14 protein-coding genes and 1 pseudogene are annotated in these 16,516 nt (G+C 71.3%); 7 read left to right on the forward strand and 8 right to left on the reverse strand.

The annotated features are described in order from the left end of the window. Positions 1-123 precede the first annotated feature (123 nt). Complete coding sequence (locus LE548_RS33910) at positions 124-666, reverse strand: CGNR zinc finger domain-containing protein (RefSeq protein ID WP_225100858.1); 543 nt, start codon at positions 664-666, stop codon at positions 124-126. A 110-nt stretch (positions 667-776) separates the two neighbouring features. On the opposite strand from LE548_RS33910, the gene LE548_RS33915 reads away from it, so the two are divergent. From LE548_RS33915 to LE548_RS33940, 6 genes are all read left to right on the forward strand, one after another. After that, positions 777-1,223 (forward strand): VOC family protein, encoded by a 447-nt coding sequence (locus LE548_RS33915; protein ID WP_225100859.1) that lies wholly within the window; start codon positions 777-779, stop codon positions 1,221-1,223. Positions 1,224-1,226: 3 nt separating this feature from the next. Beyond that, entirely contained in the window at positions 1,227-2,114 is an 888-nt protein-coding gene (locus tag LE548_RS33920; protein ID WP_225100860.1) for a pyridoxamine 5'-phosphate oxidase family protein, read from the forward strand. Positions 2,115-2,123: 9 nt separating this feature from the next. Continuing rightward, complete coding sequence (locus LE548_RS33925; RefSeq protein WP_225100861.1) at positions 2,124-2,588, forward strand: NUDIX hydrolase; 465 nt, start codon at positions 2,124-2,126, stop codon at positions 2,586-2,588. Positions 2,589-2,799: 211 nt separating this feature from the next. Next, positions 2,800-4,560 carry a TIGR03767 family metallophosphoesterase gene (locus LE548_RS33930; RefSeq protein WP_225100862.1) on the forward strand — a complete coding sequence of 587 codons (1,761 nt, stop codon included), beginning with the start codon at positions 2,800-2,802 and terminating at the stop codon, positions 4,558-4,560. Between the two features lie 106 nt (positions 4,561-4,666). After that, positions 4,667-5,809, forward strand: a complete 1,143-nt coding sequence (locus tag LE548_RS33935; protein ID WP_225100863.1) for a serine hydrolase — start codon at positions 4,667-4,669, stop codon at positions 5,807-5,809. A gap of 127 nt (positions 5,810-5,936) precedes the next feature. Further along, entirely contained in the window at positions 5,937-7,328 is a 1,392-nt protein-coding gene (locus LE548_RS33940) for a glycosyltransferase (RefSeq protein ID WP_374116210.1), read from the forward strand. Here LE548_RS33940 and LE548_RS33945 read toward each other — a convergent pair. From LE548_RS33945 to pepN, 4 genes and pseudogenes are all read right to left on the reverse strand, one after another. Then, positions 7,278-7,646: pseudogene (locus tag LE548_RS33945) on the reverse strand (GNAT family N-acetyltransferase); the annotation flags it as partial. The gene LE548_RS33940 and the pseudogene LE548_RS33945 overlap by 51 nt on opposite strands. 56 nt (positions 7,647-7,702) lie before the next feature. Beyond that, a complete protein-coding gene (locus LE548_RS33950; RefSeq protein ID WP_225100864.1) occupies positions 7,703-8,512 on the reverse strand; it encodes an SGNH/GDSL hydrolase family protein in 810 nt (269 codons plus the stop codon). 162 nt (positions 8,513-8,674) lie between these two features. Further along, on the reverse strand, positions 8,675-9,715 hold the full coding sequence (locus LE548_RS33955; RefSeq protein ID WP_225100865.1) for a hypothetical protein: 1,041 nt from the start codon (positions 9,713-9,715) through the stop codon (positions 8,675-8,677). Between the two features lie 194 nt (positions 9,716-9,909). After that, complete coding sequence (gene pepN / locus LE548_RS33960) at positions 9,910-12,516, reverse strand: aminopeptidase N (RefSeq protein WP_225100866.1); 2,607 nt, start codon at positions 12,514-12,516, stop codon at positions 9,910-9,912. Positions 12,517-12,652: 136 nt separating this feature from the next. Between pepN and LE548_RS33965 the strand changes: the two genes are divergently transcribed. Continuing rightward, on the forward strand, positions 12,653-13,303 hold the full coding sequence (locus LE548_RS33965) for a DsbA family protein (protein ID WP_225100867.1): 651 nt from the start codon (positions 12,653-12,655) through the stop codon (positions 13,301-13,303). Between the two features lie 36 nt (positions 13,304-13,339). Here LE548_RS33965 and LE548_RS33970 read toward each other — a convergent pair whose 3' ends face one another. The 3 genes from LE548_RS33970 to LE548_RS33980 form a co-directional block, all read right to left on the reverse strand. Continuing rightward, on the reverse strand, positions 13,340-13,774 hold the full coding sequence (locus LE548_RS33970) for a DUF3887 domain-containing protein (protein ID WP_225100868.1): 435 nt from the start codon (positions 13,772-13,774) through the stop codon (positions 13,340-13,342). Between the two features lie 314 nt (positions 13,775-14,088). After that, on the reverse strand, positions 14,089-15,486 hold the full coding sequence (locus LE548_RS33975) for an amino acid permease (RefSeq protein WP_225100869.1): 1,398 nt from the start codon (positions 15,484-15,486) through the stop codon (positions 14,089-14,091). A 121-nt stretch (positions 15,487-15,607) separates the two neighbouring features. Beyond that, a complete protein-coding gene (locus tag LE548_RS33980) occupies positions 15,608-16,504 on the reverse strand; it encodes a TauD/TfdA family dioxygenase (protein ID WP_225100870.1) in 897 nt (298 codons plus the stop codon). Between the last annotated feature and the right edge of the window lie 12 nt (positions 16,505-16,516).

Here is a 16,516-nt window from a genome sequence, read left to right on the forward strand (position 1 = left end):
TGCCGCTGGGGATCGTCCGGCATGTCACCGTGCTCGTCGGGCGAGGCACCCTGAGCCGGCGGAGCCGAGGCGTGGGCGCCCGGCCACGGAACCCGTCCCGCACCGGTGCCGTCGGCGATTCGATCAGCTCTCCTTCGAGCGCGCGTAGTGCCGGGACGCCTTCGCGCGGTTGCCGCACGCGGCCATCGAGCACCAGCGGCGGGTGCCGTTCCGGGACGTGTCGTAGAAGTGCAGGATGCAGCCGCCGCCGGCGCAGGTGCGAATCCGCTCCGGGTCGCGGGTGAGCAGTTCCAGGTAGTTCCGGGCGGCGAGCCAGGCCGGGCCCCACGCCGGGTCGGCGAATTCGGGCTCCTCGCCGGGGCCGGCGGCGGTCAGCCGGGCCCGGATCCGCCCGCGGGCCAGTACGGCGTCCACGAGCGGCGCCGCCTCGTCCGGTGAGCCGTGCACGGCGGCCCGGAGCGCCTCACGGGCCTGGCGCAGATGACGCAGTACGGCCGCGTCGGCGGGGTAGGTGCCGGCCAGCCCGTTGCCGCCGAGCCACACCTCCAGCCCTTCGGTGCCGTCCAGCAGGTCCTGGGTCACGCCCTCCCGGTTCCACCGGGTGTTGAGCAGGTCGAGGGCGAGGGGCTCGCCGGTGAGCGGGCGGGGGTCGCGGGCGGCGGACATCGGGCTCTCCTTCTCCTCTAACCACTCAAGGGTACGTGACAGGTTGACTCCCCTGTATCTAACCCTCTAACGTGACTAAAGAAGGTTAGATATCCGGAAGGAGAACCGCCATGGCTCCGCGCCTCGCGCACACCGGCCTGAACGTCACCGACCTCGACCGCTCCCTCGCCCTCTACCGCGACCTCCTCGGCTTCGCCGTCCTCGCCGAGGGCAAGGAGGACGACCAGCGCTGGGCGATGCTGGGGGAGCCCGGCGGCGCCCCGCTCGTCACCCTCTGGCAGCAGGCCCAGGGGTCGTACGACAGCGGCCGGCCCGGACTGCACCACCTCGCGCTGACCGTGGACTCGATCGACCAGGTCCGCGCGTACGAGACCGCGCTGCGGGCCGCCGGGTTCGACTTCGCCTACGACGGCGTGGTCGCCCACCGGGAGGGCGGCACCTCGGGCGGCATCTTCTTCCACGACCCCGACGGCATCCGCCTGGAGATCAACGCCCCGCTCGGCCCGGACGGCGCCCCCGCACCGCACGACTCCGCTCCGACCTGCGGCTTCTTCTAAACCATGGGCACCTATCACGCCGGCTCGCTCGCCGTACAGGAGCTGATGGGCGTCCGCGACCGGGCCGACCACGTGGGCCGCTCCCTGGGCCAGGACATCAAGCCGGTCGCGGCGGCCTTCCTGGAACTGCAGCCCCTGCTGATCACGGGCGCGGCGGACCCGGGGACGGGGCGGGTATGGGCGTCGGCGCTCACGGGCAGCCCGGGTTTCGTACGGGCGACGGGTCCGAGGCAGATGTCGGTGGCCGGGGGCACGGCCGCAGGCGACCCGCTCACCACAGCCCTCACCACCCCCGGCACTCACCTGGGCACCATCGCCCTCGACCCCCGAACCCGCCGGCGCATGCGCCTGAACGGCCGCCTGCGGTCCACGGCAAGGGGCTTCGCCGTCGAGGCCGACCAGGTCTTCTCCAACTGCCCCAAATACATCCAGCGCAGGGAGTCGTACGAGACGGTCGCCGACCGCCTGCCGGGCCGCCCGCTCCGGCTGACCGAACTCAGCCCGGAACAGCAGGAGTTCATCCGCGCAGCCGACACCTTCTTCCTGGCCACGGTCCACCCCGGCGGAGCCGACGTCAGTCACCGCGGCGGCAACCCCGGCTTCGTTACCGTCACTTCAGCGGGCGAGCTGACCTGGCCGGACTACTCCGGCAATGCCATGTTCCTCACCCTCGGCAACCTCCGCACCGACCCCCGCGCCGGACTGCTCTTCCTCGACTGGACCACCGGCACCACACTCCAGCTCACCGGCGAGGCACACACCGAGTTCACCGACGGAGGCGAGCGCAGAGTCCGCTTCACCCTCGGCGCGGCCCTGTGGACCCCGGCCGCCCTGCCCCTGCGCTGGTCCGCGCCCGAATATTCCCCGGCGAATCCGGACATCGCGCGCTAACGTCCGCGCATGCGAGAGAACTTGAGGGTGGCGGCCTACGCCGTGTGTGTCCGCGACGGACAGCTTCTGCTCGCCCGCTCGCCGGCCCCCGACGGCACTCCGGAGTGGGTGCTGCCCGGCGGCGGCATGGAGCACGGCGAGGATCCGTACGACACCGTCCGCCGCGAGGTGACGGAGGAGACCGGTTACCGGATCAGGGTGACCGGTCTCCTCGGCGTGGACTCGCACCGGCTGACCGTGCGGCGCACCGACCACCACGCCCTGCGGCTCGTCTACGAGGGCGAAGTGGTCGGCGGTGAACTCCGCTACGAGATCGGCGGTTCCACCGACTTCGCCGCCTGGCAGGACCTGGACGCCGTACCCGGACTGAACCGCATCCCCCTGGTCGACACCGCACTGCGGCTCTGGCGCGAACGCCCGCCCCACGGCCGGCTGGAGGACCCTCCCATACCCAGCGGGATGAACGACGAGTGACCGCCCCCCGGCCGTCCGCGATCCGCTCCCCGTCCACTCCATGGCGGCCCGCCCGCCCCGTGATCCACGTACGGTGATCGGCGCTGCGCGTTGCCACCGCGTTCACGCGCAGGTCATTCCCGGTGCCAAGCATCCAGTGCGAGCGGGGCGTTCGCGCCTGCGTACGGCCCGCGACCACTGCCGACGCGTTCGCACTCGGGGAGATCGCGCCATGTCGCGCACACGCTCTGTCGCCACCTCCGCGGCTTCCGGCCGCGGAGTCCACCGTCGTTCCGTCCTCGCCGCCGCCGGAGCGGTCTCGCTCTCCGCGGGCATCGGCTACGCCCTGCACCCCACCGACAGCGAGGCCGCCACCGACGCCCAGGCACCGGCAGCCGACTCCCGGCAGGCCATCGCCGAGCCGGCCCTCGCCCCCTACACCAAGGGCACCACCCTCGCCTCCGTCGCGACGCCCCGGAACAGCTCCGGCTACCAGCGCCTCGGCGACGGCCCCGGCTGGCAGCGGGTGGTGCGCGGCGAGCTGGCCACGCCCAAGTCCGGCCGGGCGAGCCGCCGTAGGACGCTCGCCGCGTTCGTCCAGTTCACCGACCTGCATCTACAGGACGTCCAGAGCCCGCTGCGCGCGGAGTTCCTGCGCTCCAACGGCGTGCACGCCTGGCGTCCGCACGAGGCGCTGACCGTGCAGGGCGCCATCTCGCTCGTCGAGCGGGTCAACGCCCTGAAGGGCGGCCCCGTCACCGGCGCCCCGCTCGGCTTCGTCATGACCACCGGCGACAACACCGACAACAACGCCGGCTCCGAACTGGAGTGGTTCCTGCAGGTGATGAGCGGCGGCCGCATCAGCCCCAACACCGGGGACCCGAGGCACTACGAGGGTGTGCAGAACAGCGGCCTGAAGCTGTACTGGCAGCCGGACTCCACCGTCCGCGACAACGACAAGGCGCTGGGCCTTCCGCACCTGAACGGCTTCCTGGCCGCCGCGATCCGCGAGGTGAACAGCCCCGGCCTGATCCTGCCCTGGTACTCCACCGTCGGCAACCACGACGGCCTCGCCCTCGGCTGCTTCGGCATCCACGGCGACCCCTACCTCGCCGAGTTCGCGATCGGCGGCAAGAAGCTGATGAGCCTCTCCGCCGCCGAGGGCAAGAAGCTCCAGGACGCCATCAGGGACAACAAGGACCCCCACGGCGTCGGCTACCGCGACCTGCTCAAGGCGCACGCCCGCGAGATGCGCTCGGTCACCCCGGACGAGAAGCGGGCCCCCTACACCCCGGCCGACTACCTCAAGGCCCACCTGGACCCCGCCTATCGGGGCCACGGTCCGACCGGGCACGGCTACTCCTCGGCGAACCTCGACGCGGGCACCCAGTACTACACCTTCCGCATCTCCGCCGACGTCATCGGCATCAGCCTCGACACCACCGACGCCTGCGGCATGCCGGGCGGCTCCCTCGGCACCGCCCAGCTGAAGTGGCTCGACAAGACGCTGGCGGACAACAAGGACTCCTACGCCGTCGTCTTCAGCCACCACACCAGTACGACGATGAGCAACACCTGGCCCGACCCGGCCCGCCCCGCCGAGAAGCGTCACACCGGCGCCGAGGTGCTCGCGGTCCTGTCCGCCCACGCCAACGTCCTGGCCTGGGTGAACGGTCACGTCCACCAGAACGTCATCACCCCGCACCAGGTCTCCGGCGGCCGCTCCTTCTGGGAGATCTCCACCGCCTCGCACGTCGACTTCCCGCACCTCGCCCGGATCATCGAGCTGACCGACAACAAGGACGGCACGGTCTCCCTGTTCACCACGCTGATCGAGTCCGCCGCCCCGCACCGCACCGACTTCACCGACCTCTCCCAGACCGGTCTCGCCGCCCTCTACCGTGAGCTGGCCTTCAACACCCCCGGCGCGAGCAAGACCCTCGCGAACACCGCGGTCCACCGGAACACGGAACTGGTGCTCAAGAAGGGCTGAAACTCACCCAACTGGCGTACAGGTAAGCAACCTTCACGCATCCGGCACCGGTTTCTCCCCCCGACCGCACCCGCATCACGGGTGACACCACAGGTTGGGGGAAGACATGCGCGTACGTACGACCCTGGGTACCACCCTGGTGGGCGCCACCGCCCTGCTCGTCTCGGCGGCCCTCGCGGCACCGGCCGTGGCAGCCGGCACCGGCACCGGCGCCCACCCCGCCACCCGGAAAGCCATCGAGGCGGCCGTCGCCTCCGGGGTGCCCGGGGTGACCGCCACCGCGAAAGACGCCCACGGCACCTGGTCCACCACGGCGGGCGTGGGCGACCTGCGCACGGGCGCGCCGCGCTCCGTCGCCGACCGCTACCGCGTCGGCAGCATCACCAAGACCTTCGTGTCCACCGTCCTGCTCCAGCTGGAGGCGGAGGGCCGGATCTCCCTGGACGACACCGTGGAGAAGTGGCTGCCGGGGGTGGTCCGGGGCCACGGCCACGACGGCAGCCGCATCACCGTCCGCCGGCTGCTCAACCACACCAGCGGCATCTTCAACTACACCGAGGACACGGACTTCGCCCGCGACTACTTCACCGAGGCGGGCTTCGAACGGCACCGCTACGACACCGTCACCCCGGGCGGGCTGGTGGCGATCGCGATGCGGCACGCGCCGGACTTCGCGCCGGGCGCGGCCTGGCACTACTCCAACACCAACTACGTCCTCGCCGGCATGGTGATCGAGAAGGTGACCGGACACCCGTACGCCACCGAGATCGAGCGCCGCATTCTCCGGCCGCTGCACCTGGCGGGCACGTCCCTGCCCGGCACGAAGGTCACCCTGCCCCGACCGAGCAGTATTTCTTACTCGAAATTCACCGATCCGAACGGTTCGACGTACGACGTCACGAACCTCAACCCCTCCCTCGCCTCCGCCGCCGGTGAAATGATCTCGACATCCTTCGACCTCGATCGTTTCTACGGAGCCCTGCTCGGTGGAAAACTCCTTCCGTCCGAGCGGCTGAAGGAAATGAAGACCACGGTCGAGGTCACCGGCGTCCCGAACGCCCGCTACGGCCTCGGTCTCATCGACACCCGGCTGACCTGCGGTGTTCATGTCTGGGGGCACAGCGGGGGCATTCACGGCTCGGTCTCGGAGGCGGCGACGACGGCCGACGGCCGGCATTCCCTGGCGTTCAATTTCAACGGAGACTGGTCGGGTGACTCCGGCTCGGTGCTGGATGGGGAATTCTGTTAGTCACCGTTTCACCCACGTCATGCCCTGTTAACGCGCACGCAATGTCCGTACCGCCTCATAACGGCTAACCCGCTGTGGACGGGGATGGCTCGATCTTCTCGATCATTTATGCAAGGCGGGTGGTGCTGTGCGCGCTTCGCACGAACTGCGTGTGCTGTCGGTCTACGAGGGCTTCTTCTCCGGAGGAGCCCGGATCGTGCACAGCGACGTCGTCCTGGGACTGGCCGAGGGCGGCCAGTCCCACCAGGTGCTCAGCATCCACGGCGAGGTCCGCCGCGAGGCCACCTCGCAGCGCATGGAGGACGACGCCTGCTACCGGGCCCTGACTGCCGCCGGGGTCGGCGTCACCTCGCTCGGCCGCAGCGCCGGGCTGGTGGACGGATCGCTGGCCGCGGACGCCTTCAGCGGCCCGGAGCTGGCCGGAACGGCCCGGTCCATGGCCGGCGCGGACGTGATCCTCTCCCTGAAGGAACAGCCGCTCGCCCTGCTCAACCAGGGCGGCCTGCCCCGCCGCCCGGTCGTGGTCTGCCTGCACCGCTCCGACCCGGAGAACCAGGGCCCCGCCCTCGACGAGCTGAAGGCCGCCATCGCCGACGGCACGGTGGTGGCGTGCGTGTGCTGCGCCGAGTCGACCCGGGCGGCGTACGAGGCGGCGGGCATCCCGGCCGAGCTGCTGCACGTGATCCCCAACGGCGTGGACCTGCTCCGCTTCCGCCCGGACGCGGCGGCCCGGCTCGCCTTCCGCGCCTCCCTCGGCATCGCCCCCACGGCCCCGGTGATCGTCTTCGCGGCCCGGTACGCCCCGATGAAGAACGTGCCGCTGCTGCTCCGCGCGGCCCGCGCCTGGCTGGCCCGCGAACCCGAGGGCCACGTCCTGATGTGCGGGGCGGGCATGAGCGATGAGAACCCCGCCCTGCGGGCCGACATCGAGGCCGCCTTCGGCGCCGACCGGGACCTGGCGGAGCGGATCGGGCTGCTCGGCGTACGGCACGACATGGAGGCCGTGTACGCCGGCGCCGATGTCGTCGCCCTGACCTCCGTCACCGGGGAGGCGGCCCCGCTGTGCCTGATCGAGGGCATGATGTGCGGCGCGGTCCCGGTGACCACCGACGTCGGCGACAGCGCGTCGATCGTCGACGGCCTCGGCTTCGTCACCCCGCCGGACCCGGCCGCGATCGCCCTCGCCTGGAGCGCCGCGCTCACCAGCCGCGCGGATCTGGCCCCGGCCCTGGAGCTGAGCCGGGAGCGGTTCAGCCGTACGCGGATGATCGCGGCGTACGCGACCCTGCTCGACGAGGTGTACGCCTCACACGTCGGCGGGCAGCGGGTCGTCGCGCAGCACGCTGTAGGCGACGCCGTCGCGCCACTGCCCGTCCCGGAAGACGATGCCGCGCAGTACGCCCTCGCGAGTGAAGCCGGCCTTCTCCAGGGCCCGCTGTTCGGCGATGTTCTCGGCCTCGGTGTCGGCCTCGATCCGCATCACGGGGCTGTGCGCGAAGAGGTAGCGGACGAGCTGTAGCTGAGCCCGGCTGCCGATGCCCCGGCCCCGGGCCTCGGGGAGCAGCTGTGCGCCGATGTTCCAGCAGTAGGTGGAGGCCGAGACGACGACCTTCCGCCACGCGACGAACCCGAGCGGCTCGGCACCGACGGCGACGACCAACTGGCCACCGTCCGCGCCGAGCATCCGGTCCTCCTCCCAGCGTTGCCGGAACCGCCGGGGGTCGGCGAACCCGTACCACTGGAAGGGGCCGGCGGCGGTGGGGTCGGTGAGGAAGCGCTCCAGCAGGGGGAGGTCCTCCTCGCCGACGGGGCGGAGGGTTGTGGGTTCGGCGGACATGGGGCTGATGCTGCCATGACATCGAGCCGCCGAGCGGGCAGCCCGGGAAAGTGGCTTCAGGAGGCGCGATCGAGTGCCGGCAGGTAGCCGTACGAGTGGCCCAGTGCCGTGGGGTGGTACGACTCGGTGAGCCTGAGCAGGTCGACGCTGTGCAGCCAGGGGGCCCGGGAGCAGATCTCGTGGCCGGTGAAGGCGGACCTGACGTCGGCGAAGGCGAACCCGTGGCCGGCCGCGCGCTCGGCGATCATGGTGTCGAGCCGGTCCACGGCCCGGTCGATGGCGGCGCGCTCGGTGTCCTGGAGGCCGGCCTGGCAGGTGCCCATGAGGTGGTACAGGTGCGGATAGCCGAGCACCACGACACGCGCGGCGGGAGCCCGGTCCCGGATGGCCGAGTAGAGCCGGTCCAGGTCACGCGGGAGGGCGCCGTCCATGGCGGCGCGCGCCCGGGAGACGGCCGACAGACAGCGGTCGGTGCCGCCCAGCGCGCAGGTGGTCATGACGGTGGCGAAGCCCGCGTCACTGCCGCCGACGGTGAGGGTGACCAGCCGGGTGCCCGGCCCGAGCGCGGTGAGCTGGTCCTTCAGCACGTCGCTCGCGTGGGCGCCGTTGCACGCGGGGAAGGCGAAGGCCGTCGTGTGGTGGGACGCCGCCCACAGCATGGGGTACGACCGGCTGCTGCGCTTGCAGTGCGCGGGGCCGGGGAGGTAGTCGCCGGCGCCCACACCCGAGGAGTAGGAGTCGCCGAGGGCCACATAGCCCATGGCGGCCGTGCGGGGCGCCCCTTGCGCCGTGGCGGGGGCGGTGGCGAGGCAGGCCGTGGCGAGCAGGAAGGCGGCCGAGCACACGGCCATCCGGGTGTGTCGCATACGTCTCGGTCTACCGTGGCCCGCTCGGCGCCGCCCGCCGGTCTCGGCCGTCCGGGTGAGAGCACAGTGTGACGAGGACACGAGGAGGGGCCACCGGAATCGGCCCCGGTGGCCCCTCCTCTCCCCTCCTGCTTCCCCCGCTGGTGCTCCGCCGGTCCGTCACTACCGGGGAAGCACCACGACATAGGCGGCCGGGTCCCGGTCGGCGGACGCCATCAGGGCCGTACGGACCACCGCCGCCTGCTGTTCCAGGGAGTCCCGGAGCTTCTTCGGGGTGATGTACACGACCGTGATCCCGAGGCGTTCCAGGTGTTCGCGCTTGCGGGCGTACTCGGACCAGAGGGCGTCCTCGTCCTGGCGGGGGGCGCGGGTGTCGAGTTCGACCGCCACCGCCTGGTCGGGCCAGTAGGCGTCCAGGCCGCCCAGGTGCGGGCCGCCGGGCAGGCGCAGGTCGACGTTCCAGACCGGGTCGGGCAGGCCGTACTCGGCGACCATCCGGTACAGGCGGTTCTCGGCGATCGAGCGGCCCTCGGCCAGGATCGAGTCCACCGCGTCGACCACGTGCGGCCGGTTCAGCAGCTTGGCCTGGGTCAACTCACGTACCACGGCGGCCGGTTCGCAGTGGCCCGCGCGTACCGCCTCGGTCAGCAGCCGGCGTACCGCCTCGGCGTCGGTCAGTTCCGCGACCGCGTCCGCCAGAGCTCGGGGCACGGGCGCGACCGGCAGGCCGGTCACCGTGCGGGGCGCCGGCAGGGCGGGAGTGCGCAGGACGCGGACGTAGCCCGTGGGGCGCAGCCGGCGCTGGCGCGGGACCAGGACGTCGATGTGGTCCAGGGAGAGCAGGGGCGGGGTGGCCGAGAAGCCGTACAGGGTCAGCGCCGCCAGGCCCGTGATCATCGCCTCCGCGTAGACCGGGGCGTGCGGGGTCTCCGCCGTCGGCTGGGGCGGGACGCCCGGCGCCGACGACTCGCGGGCCGCGTACAGCAGGGCCCCGTGCAGACGCTCCTCGCTCGTCGGCGGGCCGGGGTGGAGGAGGACCACGTTCGGGAGCAGCTGCTGCCAGGGGCCGTCGGGGCGGCACTGCTCGGTCACCTCGGCCGCTGTCAGGCCGTGGGCGCGCAGCTGAGCTGTCGTCAGGACGCGGCGGTGGACCTCGGAGAGGTGGCGGAGGGGGCGGGGGGAGAGCGGGGTGTTGTGCGTCATGGCGTCGGGATTCCCGCGCCCCGTCCCCCCTTTAACCGCTGTTACACGGCCGTTGAGGAATGCGGACAAGACGGGACTAAAGGTCAGGTGTTCGGATGCCGAGTAGGCAGCGAAAACCCCTGGTCCGAACGGGGTGGACCAGGGGTTACGGCTCTGTTTGACCGAATTTCGTAACGGTCACCTACCCGGCAAGCTCAGGCCAAAGCTCGGCTGTCGTCGGCCGTCGGACCGGCCGTCGCGTCGCACTCCTGTGCGCGCAGGGCCCGCGCCAGGTCGTCCCGTGCCTCCAGCACCAGGCGGCGCAGCGCCGGCGCCGCGTCCTCGTGCTCCGCCAGCCACGCGTCCGTCGCCGCCAGCGTCTCCGGCCGGTCCTGATACCCCGGGAACAGGCCCCGTACGACGTCCATGCCGATCTGGATCGACCGCTCGGCCCACACCCGCTCGATCACCGCGAAGTACTTCTCGGCGTACGGCGCCGTCAGCTCCCGCTGCGAGGCCTGGTCGAAGCCCGCGATCGTCGCCTCCACCAGGGCGTTCGACAGCACGTCGGACTCCACGACCTGCGCCCACGCCTGCGCCTTGACCGCCGCCGACGGGCGGGCCGCGAGGCAGCGGACCTGGTGACGCTTGCCGGACGCCGTGTCGTCCCGGGCCAGTTCGGCCGCCAGCACCGACTCGTCGGCCGCGCCGTGCGCGGTCAGCGGTTCCAGGAACGCCCAGCGCAGCTCCTGGTCCACCACCAGCCCGTCGATCGCCGACGTGCCGTCCAGCAGGTCCGTCAGCAGCTTCAGGTCCGGCTCGGCGGAGGCCACGCGCGCGAAGAACCGCGCCCAGGCCAGCTGGTGCTCGCTGCCCGGCTCGGCCGCCCGCAGCTCCCGCAGCGCGCCCTCCGCCAGCAGCTCACCACCGGCCGTCCGCCACTCGGGCGCCGCATAGTGGGTCAGCGCCGACTCCGCCCACGCGTGCAGCATCTGCAGCACACCGATGTCCGACTCCCGGCCCGCGAACGTCAGCACCAGGGCGATGAAGTCCCGCGCCGGCAGCAGCGCGTCCCGCGTCATGTTCCACAGCGCCGACCAGCACAGGGCCCGGGCGAGGGGATCCGTCAGGGCGCCCAGGTGCGTGCGCAGGGTGTCCAGCGAGGTCGCGTCGAAGCGGATCTTGCAGTACGTCAGGTCGTCGTCGTTGACCAGCACCAGGTCCGGCGCCTCGGCACCCGCCAGCTCCGCGACGACCGTACGCGGGCCCTCCACGTCCGTCTCCACGCGCCCGTACCGTTCGAGGGAGCCCTCGGGCGTACGCCGGTACAGACCCACGGCGATCCGGTGCGGACGCAGCTCGGGGTGCGATTCCGGGGCTTCCTGCACGACCGCGAGCTCGGCGACCCGGCCGCTGCCGGCGTCCAGCAGCACCTGTGGGGTCAGCGAGTTCACCCCGGCCGTCTGGAGCCAGGAGCCGGCCCACGCCGACATGTCCCTGCCGCTGGTCTCGCCCAGCACCGAGAGCAGGTCGCCGAGGCGTGTGTTGCCGTACGCGTGCCGCTTGAAGTAGCGGCGGGCGCCCTCCAGGAACGCCTCCTGGCCGACGTACGCCCCCAGCTGCTTCAGCACCGAGGCGCCCTTGGCGTAGGTGATGCCGTCGAAGTTCAGCTTGGCATCCTGCAGATCACGGATGTCCGCCGTGATCGGATGCGTGGACGGCAGCTGGTCCGCGCGGTACGCCCAGGCCTTGCGGCGGTTGGCGAAGGTGATCCAGGCGCCGGTGAAGCGGGTCGCGCCCACGTTCGCGAACGAGCCCATGAAGTCCGCGAAGGACTCCTTCAGCCACAGGTCGTCCCACCACTCCATGGTGACCAGGTCGCCGAACCACATGTGCGCCATCTCGTGCAGGACGACGTTGGCCCGCGCCTCGTACGACGCCTGCGTCACCTTCCCGCGGAAGATGTACTCCTCGCGGAAGGTCACCAGCCCCGGGTTCTCCATCGCGCCCAGGTTGTACTCCGGCACGAACGCCTGGTCGTACTTCCCGAACGGGTACGGGTAGTCGAAGTGGTCGTGGAAGAAGTCCAGGCCCTGCTTGGTGATCAGGAAGACGTCGTCCGCGTCGAAGTGCGGAGCCAGCCCCTTGCGGCACATCGCGCCGAGCGGGATCTCCAGCTTGGTGCCGTCCTCGAAGGTACGGGTGTAGGAGTCGGTGACGTAGTGGTACGGCCCCGCCACGACACAGGTGATGTACGTCGAGATGGGCTTGGTCTCGGCGAACTTCCACACCCCGTCGGCCAGTTCGCCCGCGCCGTTGCTCCACGCCGTCCAGCCCTCGGGCGCCTGGACCTCGAAGCGGTACGGCGCCTTCAGGTCCGGCTGCTCGAAGTTCGCGAAGACGCGGCGGGCGTCGGCCGGCTCGTACTGGGTGTAGAGGTAGACCTCGCCGTCCTCGGGGTCGACGAAGCGGTGCAGGCCTTCACCGGTGCGGGAGTAGGCGCACTGGGCGTCCACCACCAGCTCGTTCTCCGCCGCCAGGTCCTCCAGCGCGATCCGTGCGCCGTCGAAGACCTCGCCCGGGTCCAGGTCCCGCCCGTTGAGCGACACCGACGTCACGCTCGGTGCGATCAGGTCGGCGAAGGTCGCGGCGCCCGGCTCGTTGCAGCGGAAGCGGATCGTGGTCACCGAGCGGAACGTGCGCGGCTCGCCGTCCCCCTCGCCGACGGCGGACCGGAGGTCCAGGAACACGTCGTATCCGTCGACCGACAGCAGGGCGGCCCGCTCCCTGGCCTCGTCGCGGGACAGATTCTCACCGGGCACGGGCGGCACTCCTCGGGTGGTTTTCGGCATATGGACAGGGCCGATCCTGCCATGTGCCCCTGACAGGGGGCAGCAGGGAATCATGGCCGCGCGGTTGTCGTTGACGTTTCAAAAGAGTCGTTCCCTGAGGAGAACCATGTCCGAGTCCGGCAAGACCCCCGTCGACTTCTGGTTCGACCCGCTGTGCCCCTGGGCCTGGATGACCTCCCGGTGGGTGCTGGAGGTCGAGAAGGTCCGCGACATCGAGGTCCGCTGGCACATCATGAGCCTGGCCGTCCTCAACGAGGACAAGCTGGACGAGCTGCCCGAGCAGTACCGGGACATGCTCGCGACCAAGGCGTGGCAGCCGGTCCGCGTGGTCACCGCCGCCTGGCAGAAGCACGGCGAGGACATCCTCGGCCCGCTCTACACGGCGCTCGGCACCCGCATCCACAACAACGGTGAGGGCCCGACCCTGGAGGCCATCGCCGGCGCCCTCGCGGACGTCGGCCTGCCCGCCGAGCTGATCGAGTACGCCGAGCAGACGGACTTCGAGTTCGACGCCGAGCTGCGCGCCTCCCACAAGGAGGGCATCGACAAGGTCGGCCAGGAGGTCGGCACCCCGGTCATCGCGGTCCCGGGCGCCGACGGCGAGCAGATCGCCTTCTTCGGCCCGGTCGTCACCCCCGCCCCGAAGGGCGAGGAGGCGGCCCGCCTGTGGGACGGCACGCTCGCCGTGGCGTCGGTGCCGGGCTTCTACGAGATCAAGCGGACCCGGACCCAGGGGCCGGACTTCAGCAACCTGTAGGCCCGTGGCGGGCGGGCCCGGATACGAGACCGGTGACTACGAGAGCGGCACGCCGGGCCTGAGGAAGAACAGGCCGGAGACGGCGCCGCCGTTGTCGAAGCTCACGCGGAACTCACCGGGCCCGCGCTCCATGCGAAGGGGCACCCTGACCACGGTGAACCCGCCGGCCTTGGCGTCCTCGGGGCGCTGGTGGGACGTGTAACGCCCGAACTGCTCCTGGTAGTTGCTCCATGCCTGCTTCAGTGCGTCCGGCGGCAGCTGCCTGCGCACGGTGGCGTCGAAGTGGGCGGTGGCGGCGGTGTAGTCGCCCTTGACGATGTCATCGAGCGTCCGCAGGGCGATCGCGTCGTCCTGAGGCGCGGCCGGTGCGTGACCGGCGGCCGGCAGGAGTGCGGACGCGGCCAGCGCCACCGTGGCCACAGCCCGGACGAGTCGCCCCTTGCCGCCGGGTGTGATGTCGTTGGCGGACATACGTTCATCGTGCGCCCCGCGCCCGTCCCTCGCCTCCCGACCGGGCGAGCGGAAAGCCCCGTGAGTCACGTCCTCACGGGGCTTTCCGTTCCTCCGCCTGCCGTCGTGAAGGGTGAGAAGACGATCACGAGGCAGGACGTTCTCTCGACCGGCTCACCTACCCCGTCGGCGGCGAGCGGCTCCCCGCCGCCGTCCTGCGGGCCGTTACCTTATTGCAAGTTACTTGCAAGTGCAGGCTAGCAACAAGAGTGTCAGGGCAACAGAAAGGCCCCCGCGTGTCGTACGCGGGGGCCGTTCCGGTGCCGGTGTGGGCGTCAGCCGCTCTTGGCCCGCACCTTCTGCCATCCGTACCCCACGGCTGCCAGGGCCGCGGTCATCCCGCCGGTGAAGTACAGCTGCACCCGCGTGTCCGCCTCGCGGGCCATCAGGACGAAGATCGCGGCCATGCCCGCCAGGGCGACCCAGGTGAGGACCGGGAACGCCCACATGCGCACGACCAGCTTCTCGGGGCTCTCGCGCTCGATGCGGCGGCGCAGCAGGAGCTGGGAGACCGCGATGAAGATCCAGACGACCAGGATGACCGCGCCGATCATGTTCAGCAGCCACTTGAAGATGTCGTCCGGCCGCCAGTAGCTGAGCAGCACGCACACGAAGCCCAGCACGGAGGAGGTCAGGACCGCGATGCGCGGGACCCCGCCGGACAGCTTCGCCAGCGCCTTCGGGCCCTGGCCGCGGTCGACCAGGGAGTAGGCGATGCGCGAGGCACCGTAGATGTTGGCGTTCATCGCGGAGAGCAGGGCGACCAGGACGACCACGTTCATCAGCCGGCCCGCGCCGGAGATGCCCAGGTGGTCGAGCGTGGCGACGTACGGGCCCTTGGTGACGACCTCCGCCGAGTTCCACGGGACCAGGGTGACCACGACCGCCATCGAGCCGATGTAGAAGAGGGCGATGCGCCACATGGCCGTGCGGACGGCGGACGCCACGCCCCGCACCGGGTTCTCCGACTCGGCCGCCGCGATGGTGACCGTCTCCAGGCCGCCGTAGGCGAAGACGGACGCGAGCAGGCCGATGATCAGCCCGTTGCTGCCGTGCGGGAAGAAGTCGGACAGGTTGGCGGTGCCGGGCGCGTCCGTGCCGGGCAGGACGCCCGCGATGGCCAGCACGCCGAGGATCAGGAAGAGGGAGATCGCGCCGACCTTCAGCGTGGCGAACCAGAACTCGAACTCGCCGAAGTTACGGACGGCGGCCAGGTTCGTGCCGCAGAAGACGACCATGAACAGTGCCACCCACAGCCACTCGGGCGTGCCGGGCACCCAGCCGGAGACGATGTGGGCCGCGCCGATGCCCTCCAGGCCGACGGCCGTGCACAGCAGGATCCAGAAGGACCAGCCGGCGGCGAAGCCCGCCCAGGGGCCGATCGCCCGCTCGGCGTGCGCCGAGAAGGAGCCCGAGGACGGGTACGCGGCCGACATCTCGCCCAGCATCCGCATCACCAGCATCACCAGCAGGCCGGAGACCGTGTAGGCGATCACGATCGACGGGCCGGCGGCGGCGATGCCCGCACCCGAGCCGACGAACAGGCCCGCGCCGATCACCCCGCCGAGGGCGATCATCGACAGATGGCGCTGCTTGAGGCCGTGCGAGAGGGAGGCACCGTCCTGTCGCTGTTGCTGGGGCGGCGTCTCGGTCGTCGGTTCCGGTGCGGGCATGGGCGCGGCTCTCCCCCTGTCATGGGTGGGTAAAAACCCCGCCAGTGTGGGCGGCCCGTCCGCTCAGGCCGACGGGCCGCCCACTATCCGGACACCTGTCGTACGCAGGGTGAACGATCGGTTACGCGGCTGCGAGCACCGGCGTGTAGTGCGAGGCGTCGCCCTCGATCGAGTAGCTCTCCTTGCCCTCGATGCCCACCGGGACGTCACCGGCGACGGTCACCCGGTGCAGCCGGCGCGGCTGTCCGTCGTAGTTGTCGATCGCGTAGTGCTGGGTGATCCGGTTGTCGAACAGGACCAGCTCGCGCTCCGCCCAGCGGTGGCGCAGGACGTTCTCCGGGCGGGTGACGTACGCCTGGAGGAGGTCGAGCACCTTGCGGGACTCACCGGTGGACAGGCCCACGATCCGCTGCGCGAACCCGCCGATGAACAGACCGCGTTCGCCGGTCAGCGGGTGGACGCGGACCACCGGGTGCGCGGTGCGGTACGTGATGGACGTGAACTGGGCGCGCTGGGCCGCCCGCTCCTCGTCGACCTCCTCGTCCGGCACCGCGTAGTCGTAGTCGTTGGTGTGCTCGGCCCACAGGGTGTCGGCGAAGCGGCGCAGCGGCTCGGGCAGATCGCGGTAGGCGGCGGCCGCGTTCGCGATCAGGGTCTCGCCGCCGTACGGCGGGATCGTGATCGAGCGCAGGGTGCTGGCCTGCGGCGGGTTGAGGACGAAGGTGACGTCGGTGTGCCAGTGGTTGGCCCGGCCCCGCTCGCTGTCCACGGGCAGCACGTTCGGCGCGCCGTCGACCGCGCCGACCGTCGGATGCGCGGTGGTCAGATCCCCGAAGTGGCGGGCGAAGGCCTGCTGGCCGGCGTCGTCCAGGTCGCCCGCCTCGAAGACGAGCGCCTTGTGGACGCCCAGCGCCTCACGGATCGCGGTGACCTCCTCCGGGGCGAGGGGGCGGGTGATGTCGACGCCGGACACGCGGGCGCCGATGCGGGCGGTGACCTTGGTGATCTCGATGGACATGGCGGTTCCTTT

The organism is Streptomyces sp. CoH27 (assembly GCF_020181035.1).
Lineage (GTDB): Bacteria > Actinomycetota > Actinomycetes > Streptomycetales > Streptomycetaceae > Streptomyces > Streptomyces camelliae.

What these genes read in the sequence shown, in the direction of transcription:
- LE548_RS33975 (WP_225100869.1), bottom strand. Translation starts at nt 15,486, where the DNA reads ATGCCCGCACCGGAACCGACGACCGAGACGCCGCCCCAGCAACAGCGA.
- LE548_RS33950 (WP_225100864.1), bottom strand. Translation starts at nt 8,512, where the DNA reads ATGCGACACACCCGGATGGCCGTGTGCTCGGCCGCCTTCCTGCTCGCC.
- LE548_RS33910 (WP_225100858.1), bottom strand. Translation starts at nt 666, where the DNA reads ATGTCCGCCGCCCGCGACCCCCGCCCGCTCACCGGCGAGCCCCTCGCC.
- LE548_RS33970 (WP_225100868.1), bottom strand. Translation starts at nt 13,774, where the DNA reads ATGTCCGCCAACGACATCACACCCGGCGGCAAGGGGCGACTCGTCCGG.
- LE548_RS33915 (WP_225100859.1), top strand. Translation starts at nt 777, where the DNA reads ATGGCTCCGCGCCTCGCGCACACCGGCCTGAACGTCACCGACCTCGAC.
- LE548_RS33925 (WP_225100861.1), top strand. Translation starts at nt 2,124, where the DNA reads ATGCGAGAGAACTTGAGGGTGGCGGCCTACGCCGTGTGTGTCCGCGAC.
- LE548_RS33980 (WP_225100870.1), bottom strand. Translation starts at nt 16,504, where the DNA reads ATGTCCATCGAGATCACCAAGGTCACCGCCCGCATCGGCGCCCGCGTG.
- LE548_RS33930 (WP_225100862.1), top strand. Translation starts at nt 2,800, where the DNA reads ATGTCGCGCACACGCTCTGTCGCCACCTCCGCGGCTTCCGGCCGCGGA.
- LE548_RS33955 (WP_225100865.1), bottom strand. Translation starts at nt 9,715, where the DNA reads ATGACGCACAACACCCCGCTCTCCCCCCGCCCCCTCCGCCACCTCTCC.
- LE548_RS33920 (WP_225100860.1), top strand. Translation starts at nt 1,227, where the DNA reads ATGGGCACCTATCACGCCGGCTCGCTCGCCGTACAGGAGCTGATGGGC.
- LE548_RS33935 (WP_225100863.1), top strand. Translation starts at nt 4,667, where the DNA reads ATGCGCGTACGTACGACCCTGGGTACCACCCTGGTGGGCGCCACCGCC.
- LE548_RS33965 (WP_225100867.1), top strand. Translation starts at nt 12,653, where the DNA reads ATGTCCGAGTCCGGCAAGACCCCCGTCGACTTCTGGTTCGACCCGCTG.